The organism is Micromonospora sp. NBC_00858 (genome assembly GCF_045207365.1).
Taxonomy (GTDB): Bacteria; Actinomycetota; Actinomycetes; order Mycobacteriales; family Micromonosporaceae; genus Micromonospora.
On the sequence record NZ_CP108828.1, the window covers coordinates 5,667,799 to 5,689,797 of the forward strand.

The window sequence follows — 21,999 nt, forward strand, 5'->3', positions numbered from 1 at the left end:
GGATCAGAGTTCCCGCTGACTCGATGTGGCGAAATCAGCGATGACCCTGGCTCGATGCAGGCCGCAGCTAGTCGACAACGACCACGTCGGTTGGCCGCTTGACCTGCACCGGCGTGCCGTAGTCGGACAGCTGCACCGTCGCCACGCTGGTGTCGGTGTGGGTCTGACCGCCCTTCGACACCTGCCTCGTCCGCTCGTAGGCCACCTTCGCGATCCGCTTGTCGGCGCCGAGTACCACGTCACCGGCGAGAGTGTCGCCCTTGATCGCGGCGGTGCTGGCCTTCAGCGAGACCTTGAAGTGGTAGGTGTCGGCACCGGTTCGCGTGATGACGGCTCCCGTCTGCCGGAGCGCCTCGAACAACTGGTCCGGGTCCGCCGAAGCGCTCACCGCACCGTCTAGCGAACTGTCGTAGGCGAGCCGGTCGTGCTTGCCCGGATACTGCTTCCACTTGTCCTTCGAGCCCGAGGAGCTGACGAACCGGACGCCGTCGATCAGGCGCTCGTAGTAGACGACCCCGGCGCCGGGAGACGACGAGTTCAGGTAGCCGGTGCCGGTCGCAGGATCAAAGGCGCCCTCAGTGGTCCCCCAGCCGGTCGGGTTCTCCTTGCCGCCCTGCGTCACCCGGACCTTGTAACTGATGTTCTCGCTGGCCTTGATCGCCGCGACCAGGTCCAGCTCCGGCGCTGCCGCGACGGCATTCGGACGACTCGATGCGGGCGACTCTCCGCCGCCGGTGGCCACGACCCCGACCCCGCCCACCACCAGCACCGCGAACGAGGCGGCCGTCACGACCAGCGCCTTGCGGCGGCGCGCCCGCCGTCCCCGGGTCATCATCAGCTGCGTCGGCGGCGCCGAGGCGAGTTCGTCGTCGACCACATTGTGCAGCCAGCTGGCCAGCTGCGAGTCAAAGGCATTCATCGGTTTCCCCTGTTCCCCGCGAAGTTTGGCTCGCGCACCAACTGCCGCAGCTTGTCCAGCGCGCGAGCGTACTGACTTTTCACCGTGCCGACCGAGCAGCCGAGCGCCTCCGCGGCCTGCCGCTCCGACAGGTCCTCGTAGAGCCGCAGCACGACCACGGCCCGCTGCCGGGGTGGCAACGACAGCAGGGCGCGCTTGAGCTCGGCGTCGGAGTCCGCAGCGGCGGGAGCCGCACGTTCCGGCACGTCCGCGACGAGGCTCTCCCGCCGGCGCCGCCGCCACATCGAGGTGTGGTTGTTGGCCAGCACCTTCCGCAGGTACGCGTGCAGGTCGTCGTGCTGCGACAGCTTGCGCCACCGCTCGTACATCTTGACCAGACTGTCCTGCAGCAGCTCCTCGGCCTGCCAACGGTCGCCCGTCAGCAGCATCGCCAGCCGGAGATGGCGCTGCCAGGCCGACTCCACGAATACCGCAAAGGCTGTGTCGGCCGCCGACAGCGGCCTCGCTCGGTCCGTCACGCATCTACCACGGAGCCGCACCGAAAAAGGTTGCCTCCGGAGGGGAAATCGTCCCGCCATTTGTGAGGAAGTAGAGCGTACCCGGACGGCTCGCCCCGAATAGCTGGCGCGATGGCCCCACACCGACCGGCTTCCCGTACCACTTGACCTGCGCGAACACTCCGGTCACGGTCACGTCGATCCCACCGTCTGCGCCCGGTTTCGTCGGCCGCGCATCGCGGTGGCCGAGCCAGTTCATCCACGCCACCGCGTTTGCTTCAGCGGCTTGCCAACCGCCAACCTCCGAGGCGGGGGCGCTCCTTCTGGTCGGGCTTGCATCATCCGCCTCTCCCACCAACACCGCTCGGCGACGGTAGCAGGATGCCCCAGCTGGCGAGTACGGCGAGCCAGTTCGTTCGAAGGAGCGGCCGACAGAGAGGAGCTCCGAGGAATGCATCCCGAACGGTCGCGAGCAGCTTATATCGACGCCATGCGATGGATATTTGATCATGAGCGACAAGCAATCCGCAACGGACCCCACGACGCTCCCACCAGTGCCGCAAAACGGACGCCCGAAAACACGAAACCGCAGGTCAGATGACCTGCGGCGGCGTCTAGTGTCACGGATTAGGAAACCGATGCTCTATCCCCTGAGCTACGAGGGCGCGAGGGCCTAGTCTAGCGACCTGCGCGTTGGCATGGGTTGACCGGGAGTGGCTTACGTTCACCCACGTCACCGCCCTGGTCAGGCCTGACCGACGACCACACGTGGAACTCCTATGGACTTCTGGTCGATCTTGGTGGGCGGGGTGGGGTAACCGGATCGACGGCGCCGTCCGGTGATCTCGTCTGCTGGCTGCCTCAAGCAGTTCGGGGGTGATGGCGGTGCGTAGGGCTTGTGGTCGCGGACGATCGCCCAGAGGACGTCGACGCGGCGGCGGGAGAGGCGATCATGGCGTCGGTGGGATGCACCGCGACGCGCTCCACAGGGCGACGGACCTCTCTCAATCGGGGAGGACGGGTGGGCACGACCCGCCGGCGTGCGGCAGATCATGCCCACCCGCTGTTCCTAGTTGAGCCAGGTGTTGCGGCGCACGAACGGAGTCGCCGCCCACATACGGCCGAAGCCCCAGGTGTTTCCCGCGCCCAGCAGGGCCAGGACGATCAGGACGGCGGCGTAGATCAGGTGGTCGTCCATGAACGGGTTGCTGGCCGGCGGCAGGACCGCGGTCCACATCAGCACGGTCAACAGCGCGCCGGCGGCCGCGGCGATCCGCATGCCGATGCCGAGGATCAGCGCAGCGCCGATACCTAGCAGGGCGGCCATGAACAGCACGTCAGCAACGGCGCTGCCGGCGATCGAATGGTAGAAGCCGGTGAACGGGCCGGTGGCGGCCTTGCCGAGGAACCCGGCGGTGGGGCTGCCGCCGTTGAGCCACGCATTGCCGGAAACGGTGCTCTGGCCGAGGCCGAACAGTTTGTCCAGGAAGGCCCACAGGAACACCCAGCCCAGGGCGAGACGGATGCCGGCCAGCAGATACCGCGTCGCGGTGGCCGCTCGCCCGGTCACTGTGAACGCGGTGTCCGGCGCCACCGTAGACCCGGGGATGCCGCGCCGGGTGGTGCCGGGTTCACGCCCGGTGCCCAGTACTGGCCGCTCGGTAGTGGCCAGGGGGGTGATCGGGGTAGAGGTTTCGTGACCGCTGGCGACGTTGACCATCGCACTCACATTCCTTCGTGTTGCTCATGGCGCATGTTCCGCGACGCGTCGAGCGCGTTCGCGGATGGATCAGATGGCGCCGCCGGCTCGGGGCGTAGGCCCTGTCCCTCGTATGGGACGACAACGAGATCGGTGCGCCGATCGGGCCTGGCCCCGAAGCCGTTCGCGGGCGCGTCGGCTGCGTTCGGGGTCGGCTCGGAACCGTCATCCACGGCTCGTGGGAGATTTCCAAGGCTGCGATGGGCTCATGGCCACCGTTGGGTCCCGGGCGGCACTCTTACCGTACGCGCATCTCGTGCTATCGGCAGGCGCAGCGGCGGCGGGCCTCGGGCGACCGCCGCTGCAAAGCGGTGTGAGCAACTCGCCGCCATCTACGCCCCGCCGCCGCGTCAGCTGCTCGGCACCGAACCGGTCACCGCCACCGACCTGCTGATCGTTGCGGTTGTCTCTACCCTGGGTTATGCCGCGATCCGCCTCGACCGCCGCATCCGCCCGAGCCCGGCCCGCACCAGGCAAGGCCGGTAGGCCCGCTCCGGCATGCCCGGAGTCGACCTGGACGTTGGAGGCGCTCGAAGACGCCGCGGTGCTGCTCACCGTCACCAAGCGCTCATGACCGGCCTCCGGTGAACATCCAGCAAGCATCCACCGGGGAGCAGGCCATGCGCCCTCGTTTCAGTCGCCCGGAGACCGCGCCTCGGAACGGTCCTGGCCCAGGGGAAGAACTGGCCCGGCGGTGCCGTAGCAAGAGATAGATAGATTTGCATGTTTATCTAGCTTCCGGTATGAAGGCTACAAGCGCACGTCTGGGTGCTGGTTCCTGGGGAGGAGCGACGATGAAACATGCCCTGCGACGCCTTCGAACGGTGGCCGTCTCGCTCGGCGCCTGCACACTGGGGCTGAGCTTGCTGTCGGTACCCGCCGCCGAGGCGTACTCGGTTCAACCTCTCGCACCGCAGTCCGAGCGGGCACCCGAATCGGATCAGTTCTCGGCCGAGGGCGTCACCACGGTCGGTGAGCTTCGTACCATCAACGGCTCGCTGTCTTTCGCTGAGGACGGCGGGACGCAGATCATCCGGCACCCCGGCGCGTCGTACGTGAAGGTGCACTTCAGCTCGCTGCGACTGGCTGACGGCGAGTACGTGACCGTGTCGAGCCCCGACGGCCGGGAGAGCTACCGGTACGACCGCTACCTGAACCGGAAGACCGGCGCGGACTACACCACCGACGGACAACCGGGCTTCTGGGCGATGTCGGTGGACGGCGACACCGCGGTGGTGACGGTGCACAGCAGCCGCACCTCCCGCAGCAGCGCCGCGACCATCGACCGGTTCTGGCGCGGCTACGACCCGACGGAGATCACGCAGCACAACTTCTCCACGCAGTCCGTCTGCAGCACCGACGCCCGCCGCGACGTGGTCTGCTACCAGACCAGCCACCCCAACGAGTACGCCAAGGGCAGGGCGGTGGCGCGGCTGCTGATCAGCGGCGGTGGAATGTGCACCACCTGGCGGGTGGGCAACACCAACCGCATGCTGACGAACAAGCACTGCTTCTCGACGCAGTCCGCAGTCAGCGGCAGCGAGATGCAGTTCAACTACCAGTGCGCCACCTGTGGCGGCTCGAACCCCGGCGCCGGCACCAAGGTCAGTGGCGCCACCCTCTACAAGGTGAGCAGCGGCGGCTCCAACCAACTGGACTACACCCTGTACTCGGTGAACAACTTCGCCAACATCCAGACCTTCGGCACCCTGTACCTGGCGACGACCGCCACCACGACCGGCACGCGGATGTACGTCCCGGGGCACGGTGACGGCAGCCCGAAGCGACTGTCGATCTTCGAGGACACCCAGAACGGCGCGAACTGCACCGTCAAGAACGCGAACTACAACACCTGGAACATCAGCTACAGCTGTGACACCTCCGGCGGCAACTCGGGCTCGCCGGTGCTGAACGCCAGCCACCGGGTGATCGCCCTGCACCACCTCGGCGGTTGCCCGTCGAACCAGGGCGCGAAGGCACACCTCATCTACAACGAGATCGCCAGCCTGATCGACAACGGCTAACGGCAACTGACGACCACGGGCCGTCGGGGCGCGCTGCGCTCCGACGGCCCACCGGCATCCAGCACCTGCCGGGGTCACGACCCCAGCGGTCGGGCCGCCCAGTCGGCGGCGAGTTCATCTGGGTCACCGGTCCGGAACAGCGGCGGCTCGTGCAGCAGGAAGTCGCGGTGGCTGATGTTCCAGGCGTACGCCCCGGCCATGGCGAAGGCCAGCACGTCCCCCACGCCGATCGGCCCCGCGGTGGCCGAGCGGGACAGCACGTCCTTCGGGGTGCAGAGTTGCCCGACCACGGTGACCGGCCCTCCGTCGGTCCGTGGAACGTCGACGTCCCGTCGCCGGTGCACGCGGAACGGCTGCGGGTGCCCCTTTGCCACGGGTGTGCGCAGGTGGTGGGTGCCGCCGGCCACCACCACGAACCACTCGCCGTAGGAGCGTTTCACGTCGATCACCTCGGTGAGGTACGCCCCGCAGTAGGCGGTGACCGACCGGCCCGGCTCGATGCGCAGCCGCAGGTGCGGGTACGCGTCGACCACCTCCGCCAGTGCCTGGCCGTAGCTCACCCAGTCGAACCGTGCCGTCGGGTCGGCGTAGTCGACGGCCATGCCGCCGCCGACGTCAACCTCGGCGGCATCGATCTCGGTGACGGACCAGCGGACCACGGCGGCGGCGACCTCGCCGGCGAGCGGGGCGTCCAGCCCGCTGGCCAGGTGGGCGTGGATTCCGCGTACCTCGATGCCGGCAGGTGGGCGGCGGGCACACTCCACCGCGTCGGCCGGGTCCATGCCGAACGGGCTGGGTCCGCCGCCCATGACCAGGCTCGCCCCGGGCGCGTCCACCGGCAGGTTCACCCGCAGCAGCACCTGGGCCGACCTGCCGGAGGCGGCGGCCAGTGCGCCGAGACGCCGTAGCTCGGTCGGCGACTCGACGTGGATGCGGTGCACCCCGGCGGCGAGGGCGGCGGCGAGGTCCTCGTCGGTCTTGCCGGGCCCGGCGTACGCGGCCGGCTCCTGCCCCGGCAGCACCTCGGACAGCCTCCGCAGCTCGCCGCGGCTGGCGGCCTCGAACCCGTCGACAACCGGAGCCAGGGTACGCAGCACGCCCGGATCCGGGTTCGCCTTGACCGCGTAGAGCAGCTCCACCCGCCGTGGCAGCGCGGCACGGATGGACCGGGCGTGCGCGGCCAGCCCGTCGAGGTCGTGGACGTAGACCGGTCGGGTCACCGTGGCCCGCCCATCGGGTTCGGCACCGGCACGAACGGCGCGGCCCGGTCGGCGTCGCGTCGCCACCGGACCAGCAGGTTCGCCTTGGCCACCAGCGGCTCCCCGTTCAGCAGCCCGCGCAGCTCGGGCGGCTCGCCGAGGTCGGCGGCCACCGCCGCAACGACCGCACGGAGCTCCTGCCACAGCGACCGTTCGATCCCCGGCTGCGCGTCGGCGAGCGCACCGCAGACGCCGGCCAGGTGGTTGACGAACAGGCAGTAGACGGTTCGGCGGCGAGCGGCTCGCGGACCGTAGCCGGCCTGCGGTGGGACGCCGTCCGGCCAGGTGGCCCACCGCTCGGTGTCCAGCTTCACCCCCTCCAGGTCGCGCAGCAGCATCCGTACCGGATGGCGCTCCCGGTCGAGCACCACGACCACGTTCTGCAGGTGTGCCTCGTGCACGACGCCGTGGCTGAGCCAGCAGCGCAGCACCGCCGGCACCAGCAGCCCGATGTACGCCCGCCACCAGGCCACCGGATCCGGTACCGCCAGCGGCGCGGCGGCCAACGCCGCCGCGAGGATCGGAGTGTCCCCGGGTCGCAGGTGCGGACGCAGGCCGGTGCGCAGGATCGTCCCGTACGCCTCGTCCGCTCCTGGGACGTCGACCGTGCGGTACGCGGGCTCGGCCAGCAGCCCGACCCCGGCCGGCATCGGCACCCGGGCCAGCAGGTCGGTCAGGGTGACCGCGCCGGTGAGCTCGTACCGCGCGTTCTTGCGCAGGCAGTTGGTGATCCGGACGTGCAGGCTGGTCTTGACGAACAGGTCGGCCTCGGGGGCGTAGAGGGTGCGGACGCTCGCCGTCGGCCGTACCGGAACACCGGATGCACCCAGGTGACGCAGCCGGGGATGCGCTGGCGGGATCAGCGACAGTTGCCAGGGGTGTACCGGCAGCACCCGGTGCCCGGCCGGGGGCCGCGGCGGGTCGAGGGCGGTGATGAGCGGGTCGAACGGCCCGGCGCCGGCGACGAGGTCGTCCGGCACGGCGAGCCAGTGCAGTCGGAACGCGGTACGCAGCTCCGGCGCGTACCCCCGCCAGGTGTCCGGATCACCGCTGCGCCACTTCGGCGCCGGATGGTGCGGGTGGCCGAAGACCAGCGACTGTTCGGAGTCGACGTACGCGTCGATGGCCGGCTCGCCGGTGGGAGTGGGGTCCTGTGCCGGGCGCTCGGCCAGCAGCCGGGCCACCGTGTCGCGGCTGGCCCGGACCTGCCCGACGAACTCGTCGTTCACCAGGCCGGTACGGGCGGCGAGTTCCGCCGCGACCAGCGTGGCCAGCCCGTCCGCGTCCAGGTCCTCCCACCGGCCGTCGTCGGCCATCCGCTGCACCGGGCCTGCGTAGCGGTGCGCGCCGAGCGGGGAGGTTCGCGCGACGGCGCAGCGCAGCGTCACGTCGAGGTGCCGCAACGGCAGACGCGCGGCACCGCCGGCCACGGTGGTGTCCCCGTCGGGCAGGGCGATCTCCCGCAGCAGACAGCCGAACACGGCGTGGGCGGTGGCCAGGTCGGCGCGCTGGCTGGTGTCGAGGCCCGGCCGGGAGCGCAACTGTGCGCTCGTCATCGTGTCTCCTGTAGGTAGTTCGGGCCGGTGCGCCGGTAGTACTTGTTGATGTCGGCGCAGCCCAGCCGCTGCTTGGGCAGCAGGGTGCCGGCAGTGAGCATCGCCTTGATGGGTAGTCGGGCCGCCTGGAGAACCCCCTCGGTGAAGGATCGCACCGCCGGCCCGTCGCCCCAACGGTCGCGGGCCGCGGCCAGCCGGGGTGCCAGCGCGGCGGCCGGTGACGGCACGGGCAGGCCTCGGGCGGCCAGGGCGATCAGGGGCGCCGCCGCGGCCAGGTGCAGGGTGATGGTGATGAACACGTCGGCGAGCTCCTGCGGATCGCGCGCCCACATCCGGTCGTCCCGCAGCGGGAGCCCGCCGGGACCGTGATGCCGGAGGTCCAGTCGGGCGCCGTCGTTGTCCTTGTAGAGCAGGCCGATCGACCCGTCGGGATGCACCAGCAGCTGGATGTTCTGCGGGTGCGCCTCAAGGGCCACCCCGTGGCGTAGCCAGAGACAGACATGCCAGTCGAGCAGGAGGTCCAGGTAGGACCCGAGCACCCTCTCGGGCTGTCCGGCGCTGATCCGTTCGAGGACGGTGCCCGCGACCGGGTCGGGTGCGGCGAGGGCTGCGACCGGCACCACGTGCACGCCGGTCAGGTCGCGCGGAAAGCGGCGCAGCAGGAAACTGCGGCGCTCGTCGCCGTCGACGTGTGCGTAGGTGCTCTCGTCGGCGTGCCGGATCCGGCCGGTAAAGGCTGGTTCCGCGCTGGCGATCCGGTCGAGCAGCCCGGCGACCGCCGCGCCGTCGGCGAGCGAGCCCGGGTCCAGTGTCCGCCGGTTGCGGGCGCCGAGGCTCGCTGTCGGCAGCGGCAACTTCAGGTGAACGTACGGGTCGTGGTCGAGCGCCACCGTCCGCATGGAGAGGGTAGGCCGCGCGGAGAACGTCGGCAGGTCCGCCACCGGTAGCGCGTCGCGTGCCGCGATGAGCGGATGCACCGGCATCAGCAGCTGATCCGGGCGCTGTGCCCGCGGCCACCACGGCGGGAGATCGCCGGTGAGCCGCACCTGTTCGGCGGAGGCGGCGTACCAGCTCAGCCGGAAACGCGGCGCGTGTTCGGGCGCGTAGCGGAGCAGTTCGTCGTCGCTGAGCCCCGGACGGGAGCGGTCGGTGGGGTAGACCGGATGACCGTGGTGCGCGGCGAGTACGTCGTCCAGGAGCGCCGCCGGCATACCCGTGGGGATGATCGCGCGCTCGACGGCCACCTCGGCGAGCACCCGTGGCCGGGCAGCGGTGGCGAGCCGTCGCGCCCGCAGGTCGGCTCGGCACTCGGCTCCGAAGTCCCGCCAGCCTGCCTCGGCCTCCGGGTCGTCGTGCGGAGCGAGCAACGTCAGCAGCCCCTCCACGGTGTCCGTCCGGCGGGTGTCTCCGTCCACGACGACGTGCACCATCGGTGCGGCGCTGCGCAGGGCCTGCTGGAAGCCGCCAGCGCGGACCGGTATCCGCAGCAGCCCGGCACCGTGCGGCACCTCCCACCTGTCGGGGCCGCCCGGCCGGCCTCGGCTGAGCAGACCGAGGTGGTCCTCGCGCAGCAGGGCGTCGAGCACCCGGACAAACACCTCCCGCTCGCAGTCGTCGCTCACTCGACGATCGTCCACTGCAACCCTTGGTGGAAGGCGGCCAGCGACTCCCGCACGGTGTCCTGGTCGGGGCCGATCGCGTGCAGCGCGGCGAGGTAGTCGCGGTTCGTGCCGGTACGGTCCGCGATCCGGCCCAGCTCGCGCAGGGGTCGGCAGCCCAACCGGACCTCGCCGTGGACCGTGTCCAGTGGGCCGGGTGCGGCGGTGAGCCGGCCGGACCGGTCCGCGCAGACGTACTCGACCCGGGCGTACCGGTCGACGGTGGCGGGCAGGTCGAGGGCGGCCAGCGGCTCGCCGAGGTGCAGCCGGATGACGTACTCGAACAGCGGCACGCCGAGCAGCTCGGCGAGGATCAGGTCCATCCGGTCGCCGATGAGGCGGTAGTTCACCTCGATCAGCCGGACCCGGCCGTCCTGGACGACGTACTCGGTGTGGCAGGCGCCGAAGCCGACACCGAGCGCGTCGAGGCACGCCCGAAGCTGGGTGCTGATCTGCTCCGCCGGGGGCGACCAGTCGAGGCTCTCCTCGGTGAAGGTCGGTGGCGGGCCGAGGTGGGTGCGCCACCCGCCGAGGACAGCCAGCGCCGTACCGTCGCCGAGAGTGTCATGTGTCCGCAGCTCCCCGGCGAGGTACTCCTCGACCACCAGTGCCACATCCGGCCGCCGGCTGCGGATCTCGGCAACCCGGGCGTCCAGCTCTCGGTGATCGGCCACCAGGTAGGCGTCCTCGCTGGCCACCCCCTCGCGGGGTTTGACCACCGCCGGGAACATCTCGCCCGGCGCGGCGGGTGGGACACCAGGGTCGACGGCGACGGCGCGGACCAGGTCGAGCCCGGCAACCTCGATCGCCCGGCGGGTGGCGGCCTTGTCCTTGCAGAGCCGGGCGGCGTCGGGATCCTTGCCGGGCAGGCCGAGCTTGCGGGCGGCGATCGCGGTGACCTCCTGAAGGTGGTCGCTGTTGGACAGTAGCGCCGCCGGTCGGTCCCCTGCTGTCGCCGCGACCACCGCTGCCGCGTCCCGGATCGCACACCGCGCCACCGGCACCTCGGCCGGCCACTGCTCGGGCCGGTCGGTCAGCACGGTGACCGGCAGTTCGAGTGCGGCCGCCGCTGGGAGGAACCCTTCCAGGACGGCGTCGGTGGGGTTGAGCGCGGTGATGTACAGCCGCATACGGCCTCCGTCGAGGGCGACGATCGTCGTGATTAGGGTAGCCTACCCTTATTGTCGAGATGTAAGCGGCTTGTCCTGACTACCTGCCAGCGGCCGGATCGGCTGGCCCGGGGCGCACGGACTCCGATCGCTGCGCCCGGTGCAGCAGCCCGGCGGCGACCAGGCCACCGACGAGCACGGCGGCAGCGCCCACCGTCTGCCCGGTCTCCAGCGCCGAGGCGAAGGCGACGGTGACGGCCTCCCGCTCCGGCCCCTCGCCGGCAGCGGCGAGCGCTGCGGGAAACGACCCGGCGCCGGCCAGGGCGGCGGGCAGCAGGGCGGCGAACCGGGCGTTCAGCACGGCGCCCAGCACCGCGATGCCGAGGCTGCTGCCGACCTCGGTCATGGTGCCGTCGACGCCGGCACCGGCACCGGCCTTCTCCGCCGGGATCGCGCTCATCACCGCCTCGACGATCGCCGGGTTGGCCAGCGCGCAGCCGACGCCCATGACGAGCAGCCCACCCAGCAGCAGCCCGTAGCCGTCGGAGGGGACGAGGGTGATCACCGCGAGGCCACCCGCGAGCAGCGTCATGCCGATGGCGATGGCGGCCGCCAGGCCGAGCCGACGGATCAGGGCGGCGGCGACGCCGCTGACGTTGAGCAGCACGATGGACAGGGCGAAGGGTGCCATCCGCAGGCCCGCCTCCCAGGCGGGGTAGCCGCGGACGAACTGCAGGTGCTGGGTGAGCAGGAACAGCGCGCCGGTGGCCCCGAACGTGATCAGGACGACCCCGGAGACCGCGCCGACGAAGCGCCGGTCCCGAAAGAAGTGCATGTCCAGCATGGGATCGGAGATCCGCCGCTCCCAGCGGACGAAGAGCCCGAGCAGGAGCACGCCGACGGCTGCCGTGCCGAGCACCTCGGGCGACGCCCACCCCCGGTCCGGCCCGGAGATGATGGACCAGACGACCCCGGTCAGTCCGGCGGTGGAGAGCGCCGCGCCGACCACGTCGAGGCGACCACCCGCCGGGCCGCGGGACTCGGGTATCAGCGCACGGCCGGCGACGAGGCAGACCAGCACGATGGGGACGTTCATCAGGAAGATCGCGCCCCACGGCAGGTGGGCGAGGATGGTGCCACCGATCGGTGGCCCGACGGCGAAGCCCAACGCGCTGGTGGCGGCCCAGATGCCGATCGCCCGGGACCGCTCGGCGCCGTCGAAGACCTGCATGGCGATCGCGAGGGTGGAGGTGGCCAGCAGCGCACCGCCGACGCCCATTCCGGCCCGGGCGGCGATCAGCTGCCCGCTGGTGGTGGCGAGCCCGGCGGCGAGCGAGCCGAGTCCGAACAGGACGAGCCCAGCGAGCAACATCCGGCGGCGCCCGTACCGGTCCGCGGCGCTGCCGGCGGTGAGCAGCAGACCCGACAGCACCAGCGCGTACGCGTTGATCATCCATTGCACATCGGCGGTGCTGGCGCCCAGCTCGGTCGTGAGCACCGGCACCGCCACGGTCAGCACCGTGTTGTCCAGCACCACGACGAGTTGGGCGACGCAGAGCACGGCCAGGATGAGCCACCGGTGGGGCAACCGGGTCGATGCCGTGAGCGCGGCGGTCGGTTGAACCGCCGCGTGGGTGTTCGTCGACGTGTCGACGACCGCTCCGCGTCGGCCAGCGGGGGTCACGCCACGGCCTTCGCGGCTTTCCAGTAGCCGAGGGAGATCAGCTGGCTCTTGTCGACGCCCAGGGTACGGCGGATGTGCCGGATGATGCCGCGGGTGCTGGCCGCCTCGCAGGCCACCCAGTAGTGGGCGGTGTCGCTGGCCGGCAGGGTGGCGCAGACCGTGTCGACCAGGTGTTGACCCGCGTCGCGCCGGGGCACCCAGGTGACGTCGTGGTGCGCCCGAGCCCGTGGCGCGAGTGCCTTCTCACCCTCGTGGGCGTACTCCAGCCAGACCGTCGCCGGGATGTCGGCGCCGGCGTCGAGCAGGCTGTTCACCGCTGGCAGGGACGCCGCGTCGCCGACGAGGTAGAGGTGCTCGGGCGCGGGGTCGGGCAGTTGGTAGGCGCTGCCCTGGACGGTGGCTCCGATGGTGTCGCCGACCTGCGCCGTGGTGGCCCAGCGGGCGGCGCAGCCGTCGTGGATGGCGAATTCGAGGCTGAATCGGCCGGTGGCCGGGTCCGGGTCCACCAACGTGTAGGCACGCTGGTGCGCCCGGCCGTCGTTGTCGAACCAGAGCCGGATCCACATGGTGGGGTGAACCCCGCACGCCTCCAGCAGGCCGCCCCCGTCCAGGAGCAGCCGCTGGTAGTGCCCTTCGACCGACTCGGTGCCCAGCACGGTCAACCGAAAGTCCCGGCCTCCCATGGCCTTGAGGACCAGGGCCTCCCAGTTCCGTTTCACGCACCCTCCAAGTAAGGTCAGCCTTCGTTAGGGCAGGGTAACCTAAGTTGAGCGCCCGACGGAACATGCAACCCTCTCGCCTCGGTGCCACGCACCGATGAGCCACTCACCACTCCGCAGCAAGGGACGGCGCCTCATGACATACCAGGAGAAGATCTCGGGCCTCGGCGAGTTGTCGTTGGTAACCGTGCAACCCGACCGGCACGCCGAACTGCTGCACAGCTGGGTGACCCGGCCCCGCAACTCTTTCTGGGGCATGGGGTCGCACACCCTGGAAGAGGTACGCGAGATCTACGCGTTAGTCGACAGCCTGCCGACGCACCACGCGTACCTGATCATGATCGACGCGGAACCGGTCGGCCTCTTCCAGACCTATCAGCCCGAGGCGGACCCGGTCGGCGAGCGCTACCCGGTGCAGCCCGGCGATGTCGGGATGCACCTGCTGCTCAGCCCTGACCGGCGCCTCGCCCAGGGCATCACCAGCGCCGTCGGCCCCGCCCTCGCCCGCTTCCTGTTCCGTGACCCCGCTGCCCAGCGGATCGTGGTCGAGCCGGACGTCCGCAACCACCTCGCACTACGCCGGCTGGAGAGCGAGGGCTTCACCTTCGGGTCCGAGATCGACATGCCGGACAAGCGTGCCCAACTCGCGTTCCTGACGCGCGCCCGGTTCGAGTCGAACCACCCGACGTCGGCCTGACCGTCGGCTGCTCAGCGGGCGGCCTGGAACGCGCGTCCGACCAGGGTCGCCTCGGTGCCGTCGCTGAACAGCCCGGACCGGTCCTTGTCGGTGGCGGGTAGGCCGAACCAGGCGTAGCGCTGCACGTAGGAGAGTTGGCCCAGCATGCTGGTGGCCGCGGTGAGGAAGGCTGCCTGTTGCTCCTGACTGGGAAACTGCTGGCGCCCGCCGTCGAAGCGGATCAGTGCGAACTCGGTCAGCCAGATCGGCTTCTTGTACCGCTGGTACACGGCCTGCAGGTACTGCTTGAGCTGGTTCACCGCGGTGGCTGTGGTGAACTCGGCACCGAACCAGTGCAGGGTGATGAAGTCGACCCGGTGACCGCGGGAGGTCGCGCCGATCATGAACCTGTCGAGCCAGCCCTGCGGGTCGGCCCCGCCCCAGGCGACCGCCGGGCTGCCCAGCCTGCTGCCGGTCGCCATCAACTGCGGCCACAGGTCCAGCGCCCGCTCGACGGTCATGTTCGCCTGCTCGGGCAGGTCCGGTTCGTTGAACGTGAGCAGGTACGGCCCGGCTGATCTGGCCCGGGCCAGATCGGCGGCGGTCACATTCTCGGCGCCACGGATCATCGGTACGAATGTCGCACCCTGCGGAGTGCTGATACCTGGGTGCTGGGTGCCCCAGGTGTAGTACCAGCCGGCCTTCGAGTTCGCCAACGCCTGGCTGACCCCGGCGAAGTTCCACACCCCGACGCCCTTCCTCGTCGAACTGACCGCCGGTGCGGCCGGTGCCCTCGACGACGGTCGCGCACTCGGTGACGGCGCGCCGCTCGGGGATGGGACGGCGGCAGGTGCCACGGCGGGCGGGACGGCCCACGAGGGTGCGGGCGGATCGTCCGGTCGGATCACCACCAACGCGGTGAGGGCGAGGATGACGGCTGCGGCGCCACCGACAAGCGCCGGAAGCAGGCCGCGGGGCCGGTTCACCGCCAGGTTGGCGATGCCCTGTCCGCTGCCGACGTCGGCGGGCACACCGCCGGGTGGGGTCGTCCCGGCGGTGTGCCCGGCCGTCGGGTCCGGGGGGTGGTACCCGACGGCCTGCGAGGCGGCCGGGGGAAGGGGGGCGCTCGGGAAGTGGGCGCTGAGGCTGGCCGGCAGCGGCAGCAGCGACAGACCGGCGAGCAGCCGGTCGATCGGCACCAGGCCGGTGCCCAGGCGCCCGCAGGACGCGCAGTCCCGGACGTGCCGGGCCAGTCGTTTGCGCCACAGTGGATTGGGGGTGCCGTCCCACCCGACGGCCGCGGCCCGCAGGTCTGGGCAGCCGGGGCGGGTCCGTAGCGCACGGACGACGGCCCGCGCACTCTGGATCTGTTCCTTCATCCGGTGGATCCGCACGGCGACGTGGCCTGGGGAAAGCGCGAGCGCGTCGGCGACCTCGATCCGCGCGAGCACGCCGGTCTCCTCCAGCCACCAGAGCGACAGCAGTTCCTGGTCGTCCGGGTCGAGCCAGCGGGTCGCCTCGGCGACCTCGCGTCGTTGGTCGGTGAGACCGAGCCGGAGGATGGTGATCGCCGCGAAGTCGGAGGCCGGGTCGGGCACGTTGTGGATCGCATCGAGCACGGCGTCGCGGTTGAGTGCGACCCGTCGGCGCTGCTCCCAGTCACGCACCTGACGGATGGTGATCGCCACCAGCCAGGACCGGAAGGCTGCCGGGTCGTTGAGCGCGGGCAGGTGCCGGACCACCCGTACCAATGTCTCCTGGACCACGTCGTCGACGTCGGCGTGGCCGCGGAGCGCCCGGCCGACGATGTTGTAGACCAACGGGAGGGAGGCCGCTACGACGTCATTGAGAGCGCGCTGGTCGCCCTGTCGGGCCGCGACGACCAACCCGGTGTCGGGTTGTCCTCGACCGGTTGACGACATGGGTCTCACTCCTTCTGCGCTCATCGTCGGGGCGCTAGCGCTGTGCACGCGGACACCCTCTTGATCGGAGACCGGTGGCGGCGGGTCGGATTACGGAATTCTCCAGAGACAACTGTCGGCCACCTACCGCCCGGGTGCGAGTCAGGGCGGATGTGGATGGCCCCCGATGGCGGCGCATGGTCGACGGCGACGCCGGGTATGGTGCGTGTGTAGGTGTCGCCGGGCGCTCGCCCGCGATCGAGACACCGTGCTCTGGCGCCAGAGTGAGCGCCGGGTTTATCGCGAGGTTGTGCGGCAGGAATTGCCGACGGCCCGGGTGCACCCCCTCTGCTGAAGACAGGACCCTTTCATGACTTCGAACAACAGTGATCGACCGGCGTTGTTTCTCGCCACCGCGAGCGCCGACGGGCTCGACGACCCCGGCGTGACCTTCGACGGCAGCGAGGAGGCCATGCGGCGACTGCGCCACCCGTTCGCGGTGAACGCGAGCCGGCCGACCGCACAGGCCGGCGACAACCCGGATCAGCGCGACTGATCCGGCGGGACTACCGCCGCTCCACGGCATAGTCCGTCTGCCAGGCGGCCATCCTACTTTCGGCTAGTAATAAGTCACTCTTTCGGGTATCGTTCCGCCCATCAAGTGGAACGACATGACGCGGTGGCGAGGCCCGTGCTCGTGGCCTTGCGACAGCGCACCCCGCCCGTCCGTGCGCTCCGGTGACAGCCGGTTCGGAGATCTTCCGGTCGACCCGATCGACGGGCACATGCGGGAAGGACCATCCCATGGTCACTACCTTCGAACCGGCGACCAGCACGCGCGTCAGCCAACGTAGCGCGGTCCACAGCGGGGATGAACTGCTGGTCGCGATGGCCGCGATGCGAGCCGACGACCCCCGCCGCCCGGCACTGCGGGACCGCACCATCGAGGCGTGGTTGCCGCTCGCCCGCCACCTGGCGCGCCGTTACTCCGGACGCGGCGCAGCCGACGAGGACCTGGCCCAGACCGCCGCACTCGGTCTCATCAAGGCCGTCGACCACTTTGACTCCACCCGGGGCGTCGACTTCACCGGGTACGCCATCCCGACCATCATCGGCGAGATCAAGCGGTACTTCCGCGACCGCACCTGGGCCGTGCGGGTGCCCCGCCGTCTGCAGGAACTGCGCCTGTCGATCAGCGCGGCGAACAGCACCCTGACCCACACGTTGGGCCGCTCGCCGACCGTGGCGGACATCGCGACCTACCTCGAACTGTCGGAGGAGACCGTGCTGGAGGGACTGGAAGGGGCCCGCGCCTACCAGGCCACCTCACTGTCCACCCCGGTCGGCGCCGACGGCAACCGGGAGCTCGGGGACACCCTCGGCGCCGAGGACCACGAGATGGACCGCGTCGAGATCCGCGTCGCCCTCGGCCCCGCCCTCGCCACGCTGCCGGAACGCGAGCGCGAGATCCTGAGTCTGCGCTTTCACGGCAACCTGACCCAGGCCCAGATCGCCGACCGGATCGGCGTCTCACAGATGCACGTCTCCCGGCTGATCACCCGATCGTTGGCCGCTCTGCGCCGCCACCTCTCCGACGACAACGCCTTCTGACCACCGGCACCGTTACGGTCAAGGTTGCCGGAGGCGGTCCCCGACCCGGGGCCGCCGGGAAGTGCGAACGAACAGGACAACCATGACCGTCCACATCGATCTTGCCGGAAAGACCGCGCTGGTCACCGGTTCGACCCAGGGAATCGGTGCCGCCATCGCCACCGGGCTCGCCCGCGCCGGGGCCCGGGTGGCGGTCAACGGTCGTACCGCCGCTGGCGTACAGCGGGCAGCGGTGGCGCTGCGCAGCGAGGTTCCCGGCGCCGACGTGATCGAGGTCGATGCCGACGTGTCCAGCGACGAGGGCACGGCGCGGGCGCTCGACCTGCTGCCCACCGTCGACATTCTGATCAACAACCTCGGCATCTTCGGCCCCACTCCGGCGCTGGAGATCTCCGATGACGAGTGGCGTCGCTACTTCGAGGTGAACGTACTGGCCGGCGTCCGGCTGACCCGCGCCTACCTGCCCGCGATGATGGAACGCGGCTGGGGGCGGGTGCAGTACATCGCCAGCGACTCGGCGGTCGTGATCCCGGCCGAAATGATCCACTACGGCGTCTCCAAGACGGCCCTGCTCGGCGTCTCGCGCGGGTTCGCGAAGGCTGCCGCCGGCACCGGCGTGACCGTCAACTCGGTGCTCGCCGGGCCGACACACACCGGCGGCGTCGAGGACTTCGTCTCCGAACTCGTGGGCGACAGCCTGCCGTGGGATGAGGCGCAGCGGGAGTTCATGCGGCTGCACCGGCCGCAGTCCCTGCTTCAGCGGCTGATCGAGCCCGAGGAGATCGCCAACATGGTCACCTACCTCGCCTCTCCCCTCGCCTCCGCGACGACCGGCGCCGCCGTCCGGGTCGACGGCGGCTACGTCGACGCGATCATCCCGTAACCGGCTACCGCCGCCGGCACGCGTCGGCCATCAACCGTTCAGAACTGGACGACGTGGCCCATGCGCGGTGGCGTGCGACCCGCGAGGACCTCGAGCCACGCGTGCTGCAGGGCTTCGGGTCCCGTACCGACCTGGACGTCGAGCCACCCGCTCACCACGCCGGTGAACCGTCGCCAGGCCTCGGTGAACCGTTGGTCGAGCCCTTCGCGGCCCCAGTCCAGGCTGCGCTTGCGCATCTGAACCGGTGCGAAGAACACCTCCTCGGCGGCGTCGGCGTTCGGCGTCTGGTTGGTGAGCCCGACCGCGATGTCCCGGACGAGTTGGTCGCCGAGGTGCCCGCGCAGAGCGGCTCGGGTCGAGGACGCGCCGGACAGGTCGAGATAGACGGTCGGGACCGCGTCCAGGACGCCGATGTCGTGGTAGGAAACGACCTCGTCGTAGCAGCCGAGTGACCGCGTGAAGGCGAGGTTGCCGGGTGAGGTGAGCCCGACCAGCCGGGGGCCACGACCGTGCAGTTCGAACGCGGCGGCATAGGCGGTCTTACTGGACGCCGATGACAGCACCAGCGACGCCGCGCTGTAGAAGTCGTTGTCGACGATCTGATCGGCCAGCATGAAGGAGGTGAAGAACAGCGGCCGGAACAGGATCAGCAGGTCCTCCTGGTCCGCCCGGTACGCCGGGTCGCCGGTGGTCGACCGGTAGACGTTGTACGGCGAGGGCAGCCCGGCCCGGTGCGCGCTCGCGTCGCGGAACCCGGACTCGTCCACTCGGTCCGGCCGCACCACCAGGTGACCGGCTGGCGGGAGGTAGCCGTAGACCCGCAGCCCCGCCGCGACCTCCGGAACCCGCGACGCGATCACCTCGGCGAAGCCCCACAACGGCGGCAGCCCCCACTCCCGCCCGAGCCCGCGCGGGTCCGGCGGGAAGAACTGCCAGTAACGCATCGAGTCACCGAGCACCGCGTAGGTCACATTGTTGGCGGTGAGGCCGACGCGGTCCACGCGTAACAGCACCTCGCCGTCGGACAGAGCCGGCGTCGCGCCCTCGACGAGCGTGCTCCGACCGAGGTCGTCACGGGCCACGGCGAATGTCCACGAGTCAGCCATGGTCTGACGCTAGACAGCCCTCGAAACGGAGACAAGTGCACTGCGGGTGCAAAATCCCACTCGCCGTTGCTGAGGAGGCCGCTGCTCAGGAGCCGGACGCGCTGAGCGCGGCCAACGGTGTCTCAGGCGCGCAGCCGCCGCTCACCGGATTCCACCATCGTGGCCAGGAGTGCGGCGACCGGCACGGTGGCGAATCCGACCCGGGTGTCGCTGGCCCCGTACGGCAGCCACAGCTCACCGTCGTGGATGAGCCCCCCGCAGGAGTAGACGACGTTGGGCACGTACCCGTCCCGGTCGGCATCGTCGGGTGACAGGAGCACACCGGGAAGCCGCCCGATGACCCGTTCCGGCCGGTGCAGGTCGAGCAGGAGCGCGCCGATCGCGTAGCGGCGCATCGGACCGACACCGTGGGTGAGCACAAGCCAGCCGGCTTCGGTTTCGATGGGAGATCCACAGTTGCCGACCTGGATCAACTCCCAGCTGTCTCGGGGAGCATGCAGCGGGACCGGGGACTGCCACCGGTTGTCGCCGTCCAGGCCCGTCAGACCGATGGTCTCGCCGTCGGCGCGGCACAGTGCCAGGTGCCGGCCGCCGACGGTACGCGGAAACAGCGCGATCCCCTTGTTACGGGCGCCCGGGCCGCGCATCGGGGTCATCTCGAAACGGCGCAGGTCGTTGCTGACCAGCGCGCGGGTGGCGATGCTCCGGCCGTCGTAGGCGGTGTAGGTGGCCCGGTACATCCGTCCGGACTCGTCCTCGAACCTGACGAACCGGGCGTCCTCCATGCCGTTGCTCTCCACTGCGGTGGCCGGCCAGAGCACCCGTTGGTGCAGGGACGTGTCGGCGGGGAACGCGGTGGCGTAGCTGTCGGCGTTGGTGCGACGCAGTTGTTCGAGGGTGCCCATTCCGGAGGCGCGGGAGAGCAGGTCCGCTGGCAGGTTGCCGAGCACCCGCTCGAAGGTGGCCTCGTCGTACCGGTCGGGCAGGGCGTCCAGCACCGTGGCGGTGACCTCGTTGTCGTAGTCCTCCTCGGCCAGGCCGGCGGCGAGCAGGTCCCGGCGGTGCCGTACGCCCATCCGCTGCCCGACGACCAGTGGGCCGGGCCGGTCGGCGACGGCGAGCCGGCGCCCGGGTCCGAGGACCGCGGTGGCGAACCCGATGGACGACAGGTGGCCCTCGCCGATCTGGCGCAGGCTGACCGCGACGCGCAGCTGGCCGGCACCCAACTCGGTCTGGTCGGGGTGGGCCACCATGGACGGGTTGCACAGGGCGGCGGACTCGACGGCGTACTCGTGGCTGAAGTAGGCGCCGACCAGGAGCCGGCTGGTCGGGGAGAGATCCCCGGCCCGGGCGGCACGGTGCCGGACGAGGTCGTAGTGGTGGTGGAACGTGCCGGCCAGATCGCGGTGCCGGCTGCCGAAACGGTCGAAGGTGTCCCGCAGGAGCCGGCCGGTCTCCTCGTCGTCGAGGTGCGCGACGCGGTCGATGAGCGCCCGCGCGCGGGTGCGTACCACCGCGGCGTCCTCACCCGGGACGAAGAGCTTGACGATGACCCGGCGTGGATCCGGGGTGAGGGTGACGTCCTGCCGGACGGCCAGGTTTTCGGTCACGACCACCGCCGGGCGTGCTGCAGGGTGGAGATGAGCGCGAGGGTCGATTCGGCGCCCTGGTTGAGGTTCGGTCCGTGCGCGGTCAGCCCGTCGTAGCCGCCGCCGGTCGCCGGATCCCACATCGGCGTGCCGAGGTCGTTGTCGCCGAGGAACCAGCCGATCGCCTGCCTGATCCCGGTCTCCCAGTCGAGGTCGCCGGTGACCGTGGCGGCGGTGGCGCAGGCATCGGCGAGGGCGGCGACCTCGATCGGCTGCTGGTCGTGGTGGAACCGCACCGCGCCGTGCCGCCATCCCTTGGCGGGCACAACCGACAGCCGTCCGTCGCGGAGCTGGACGTCGCGCAGCCAGGTCAGCATCCGCAGACCATCGTCGAGGGGTGGGCCGCCGTGGCGCAGCTGGCTGGCGACGATGACAACCTCGGCGAGGGCCGGGTTGGCGTAGGTCAGCTGCTCCCTCGGCCAGGGCCATCGCGGGTCGGCTGCGGGGGCGCCGACGGTGGTGGCCGCGTCCGCCAGCAGCGTGGCCGCCGTGGAGTGGCCCGGGTGGCGGCGCAGCACCTCGGCCGCGCCGAGCCCGGCGAAGGCCATCGCGTGCGGCGCCGGGGAACGCCGCGTGGCACCCCTGCTGAAGGCGACCAGCGCCTCCTCCCGTATCCAGGCGGCGGGGCTGCGGGCGACGGCGGTGCCCAACCCCCACAGCGCCCGGCCCCACCAGTCGCCGAGCCCCGGCTCGTCGGTCCAACGCCGGTCGTGCCCGAGCCGGTTGTGGAAGGCGCCGCTGGCGTCCTGGGCGTGGGTCAGGAAGGCGAGGTAGCGCTCGGCGAGCCGGAGCACCTCCTCGGTCGGCTCCGGCTCGCGGCTGGTGACGACCAGGCCACGGGCCACGTCGTCGGTGCAGTAGCCGTGCTCGCGGCGGACGATGGCGTGCCGGGCGTGCTCGAACAGACCAGTGTCGTCGCTCAGCCGGATCAGGTGCGCGAAGCTCGGGGCGGGCGCCGTCACCCAACGGGCGCCGGACGGCATGCGAGG

18 protein-coding genes are annotated in these 21,999 nt (G+C 70.9%); 5 read left to right on the forward strand and 13 right to left on the reverse strand.

The features are described 5' to 3' along the window. Window positions 1–67 precede the first annotated feature (67 nt). The 3 genes from OG990_RS26425 to OG990_RS26435 form a co-directional block, all read right to left on the reverse strand. Complete coding sequence (locus OG990_RS26425) at window positions 68–919, reverse strand: hypothetical protein (protein ID WP_406077503.1); 852 nt, start codon at window positions 917–919, stop codon at window positions 68–70. Further along, window positions 916–1,437: a SigE family RNA polymerase sigma factor gene (locus tag OG990_RS26430; RefSeq protein WP_406077504.1), complete on the reverse strand. Its 522-nt coding sequence runs from the start codon at window positions 1,435–1,437 to the stop codon at window positions 916–918. Before OG990_RS26430 ends, OG990_RS26425 begins: the two co-directional genes overlap by 4 nt. Window positions 1,438–2,485: 1,048 nt before the next feature. Beyond that, a complete protein-coding gene (locus OG990_RS26435; protein WP_406077505.1) occupies window positions 2,486–3,136 on the reverse strand; it encodes a DoxX family protein in 651 nt (216 codons plus the stop codon). 833 nt (window positions 3,137–3,969) lie between these two features. Between OG990_RS26435 and OG990_RS26440 the strand changes: the two genes are divergently transcribed. After that, window positions 3,970–5,199: a trypsin-like serine peptidase gene (locus OG990_RS26440; RefSeq protein ID WP_406077506.1), complete on the forward strand. Its 1,230-nt coding sequence runs from the start codon at window positions 3,970–3,972 to the stop codon at window positions 5,197–5,199. Window positions 5,200–5,273: 74 nt separating this feature from the next. On the opposite strand, the gene OG990_RS26445 is transcribed toward OG990_RS26440, so the two are convergent. The 6 genes from OG990_RS26445 to OG990_RS26470 form a co-directional block, all read right to left on the reverse strand. Beyond that, window positions 5,274–6,419 carry an alanine racemase gene (locus OG990_RS26445; protein ID WP_406077507.1) on the reverse strand — a complete coding sequence of 382 codons (1,146 nt, stop codon included), beginning with the start codon at window positions 6,417–6,419 and terminating at the stop codon, window positions 5,274–5,276. Further along, window positions 6,416–8,014 (reverse strand): IucA/IucC family protein, encoded by a 1,599-nt coding sequence (locus OG990_RS26450; protein ID WP_406077508.1) that lies wholly within the window; start codon window positions 8,012–8,014, stop codon window positions 6,416–6,418. The genes OG990_RS26445 and OG990_RS26450 overlap by 4 nt, the downstream gene beginning before the upstream one ends. Further along, window positions 8,011–9,636, reverse strand: coding sequence for an IucA/IucC family protein (locus tag OG990_RS26455; RefSeq protein ID WP_406077509.1), 1,626 nt, complete (start codon window positions 9,634–9,636; stop codon window positions 8,011–8,013). Before OG990_RS26455 ends, OG990_RS26450 begins: the two co-directional genes overlap by 4 nt. Continuing rightward, complete coding sequence (locus OG990_RS26460) at window positions 9,633–10,802, reverse strand: acetyl-CoA carboxylase biotin carboxylase subunit family protein (RefSeq protein ID WP_406077510.1); 1,170 nt, start codon at window positions 10,800–10,802, stop codon at window positions 9,633–9,635. The genes OG990_RS26455 and OG990_RS26460 overlap by 4 nt, the downstream gene beginning before the upstream one ends. Window positions 10,803–10,881: 79 nt before the next feature. After that, on the reverse strand, window positions 10,882–12,369 hold the full coding sequence (locus OG990_RS26465; protein WP_406081888.1) for an MFS transporter: 1,488 nt from the start codon (window positions 12,367–12,369) through the stop codon (window positions 10,882–10,884). Window positions 12,370–12,461: 92 nt separating this feature from the next. Beyond that, window positions 12,462–13,184, reverse strand: a complete 723-nt coding sequence (locus OG990_RS26470; protein ID WP_406077511.1) for a siderophore-interacting protein — start codon at window positions 13,182–13,184, stop codon at window positions 12,462–12,464. A 136-nt stretch (window positions 13,185–13,320) separates the two neighbouring features. Here OG990_RS26470 and OG990_RS26475 point away from each other — a divergent pair, with 136 nt between their 5' ends. Beyond that, window positions 13,321–13,881, forward strand: a complete 561-nt coding sequence (locus OG990_RS26475; protein ID WP_406077512.1) for a GNAT family N-acetyltransferase — start codon at window positions 13,321–13,323, stop codon at window positions 13,879–13,881. 11 nt (window positions 13,882–13,892) lie between these two features. On the opposite strand, the gene OG990_RS26480 is transcribed toward OG990_RS26475, so the two are convergent. Next, window positions 13,893–15,782: a sigma-70 family RNA polymerase sigma factor gene (locus OG990_RS26480; protein WP_406077513.1), complete on the reverse strand. Its 1,890-nt coding sequence runs from the start codon at window positions 15,780–15,782 to the stop codon at window positions 13,893–13,895. Window positions 15,783–16,131: 349 nt separating this feature from the next. On the opposite strand from OG990_RS26480, the gene OG990_RS26485 reads away from it, so the two are divergent. From OG990_RS26485 to OG990_RS26495, 3 genes are all read left to right on the forward strand, one after another. Next, window positions 16,132–16,317 carry a hypothetical protein gene (locus tag OG990_RS26485; protein ID WP_328423083.1) on the forward strand — a complete coding sequence of 62 codons (186 nt, stop codon included), beginning with the start codon at window positions 16,132–16,134 and terminating at the stop codon, window positions 16,315–16,317. Between the two features lie 248 nt (window positions 16,318–16,565). Next, on the forward strand, window positions 16,566–17,372 hold the full coding sequence (locus OG990_RS26490; protein WP_406077514.1) for a SigB/SigF/SigG family RNA polymerase sigma factor: 807 nt from the start codon (window positions 16,566–16,568) through the stop codon (window positions 17,370–17,372). 82 nt (window positions 17,373–17,454) lie between these two features. Next, window positions 17,455–18,255 carry an SDR family NAD(P)-dependent oxidoreductase gene (locus OG990_RS26495; RefSeq protein ID WP_386985403.1) on the forward strand — a complete coding sequence of 267 codons (801 nt, stop codon included), beginning with the start codon at window positions 17,455–17,457 and terminating at the stop codon, window positions 18,253–18,255. A gap of 38 nt (window positions 18,256–18,293) precedes the next feature. On the opposite strand, the gene OG990_RS26500 is transcribed toward OG990_RS26495, so the two are convergent. From OG990_RS26500 to OG990_RS26510, 3 genes are all read right to left on the reverse strand, one after another. Further along, window positions 18,294–19,361 (reverse strand): DUF2855 family protein, encoded by a 1,068-nt coding sequence (locus OG990_RS26500; RefSeq protein ID WP_406077515.1) that lies wholly within the window; start codon window positions 19,359–19,361, stop codon window positions 18,294–18,296. Between the two features lie 122 nt (window positions 19,362–19,483). After that, window positions 19,484–20,971 (reverse strand): glycoside hydrolase family 130 protein, encoded by a 1,488-nt coding sequence (locus OG990_RS26505; protein WP_406077516.1) that lies wholly within the window; start codon window positions 20,969–20,971, stop codon window positions 19,484–19,486. After that, window positions 20,968–21,993, reverse strand: a complete 1,026-nt coding sequence (locus tag OG990_RS26510; protein ID WP_406077517.1) for a glycosyltransferase — start codon at window positions 21,991–21,993, stop codon at window positions 20,968–20,970. Before OG990_RS26510 ends, OG990_RS26505 begins: the two co-directional genes overlap by 4 nt. Window positions 21,994–21,999 lie beyond the last annotated feature (6 nt).

Bases quoted from the DNA above. Each gene is read 5' to 3' on its own strand.
- OG990_RS26425 (WP_406077503.1), bottom strand. From the start codon at position 919: ATGAATGCCTTTGACTCGCAGCTGGCCAGCTGGCTGCACAATGTGGTC.
- OG990_RS26435 (WP_406077505.1), bottom strand. From the start codon at position 3,136: ATGGTCAACGTCGCCAGCGGTCACGAAACCTCTACCCCGATCACCCCC.
- OG990_RS26440 (WP_406077506.1), top strand. From the start codon at position 3,970: ATGAAACATGCCCTGCGACGCCTTCGAACGGTGGCCGTCTCGCTCGGC.
- OG990_RS26450 (WP_406077508.1), bottom strand. From the start codon at position 8,014: ATGACGAGCGCACAGTTGCGCTCCCGGCCGGGCCTCGACACCAGCCAG.
- OG990_RS26460 (WP_406077510.1), bottom strand. From the start codon at position 10,802: ATGCGGCTGTACATCACCGCGCTCAACCCCACCGACGCCGTCCTGGAA.
- OG990_RS26475 (WP_406077512.1), top strand. From the start codon at position 13,321: ATGACATACCAGGAGAAGATCTCGGGCCTCGGCGAGTTGTCGTTGGTA.
- OG990_RS26480 (WP_406077513.1), bottom strand. From the start codon at position 15,782: ATGTCGTCAACCGGTCGAGGACAACCCGACACCGGGTTGGTCGTCGCG.
- OG990_RS26485 (WP_328423083.1), top strand. From the start codon at position 16,132: ATGACTTCGAACAACAGTGATCGACCGGCGTTGTTTCTCGCCACCGCG.
- OG990_RS26490 (WP_406077514.1), top strand. From the start codon at position 16,566: ATGGTCACTACCTTCGAACCGGCGACCAGCACGCGCGTCAGCCAACGT.
- OG990_RS26495 (WP_386985403.1), top strand. From the start codon at position 17,455: ATGACCGTCCACATCGATCTTGCCGGAAAGACCGCGCTGGTCACCGGT.
- OG990_RS26500 (WP_406077515.1), bottom strand. From the start codon at position 19,361: ATGGCTGACTCGTGGACATTCGCCGTGGCCCGTGACGACCTCGGTCGG.
- OG990_RS26510 (WP_406077517.1), bottom strand. From the start codon at position 21,993: ATGCCGTCCGGCGCCCGTTGGGTGACGGCGCCCGCCCCGAGCTTCGCG.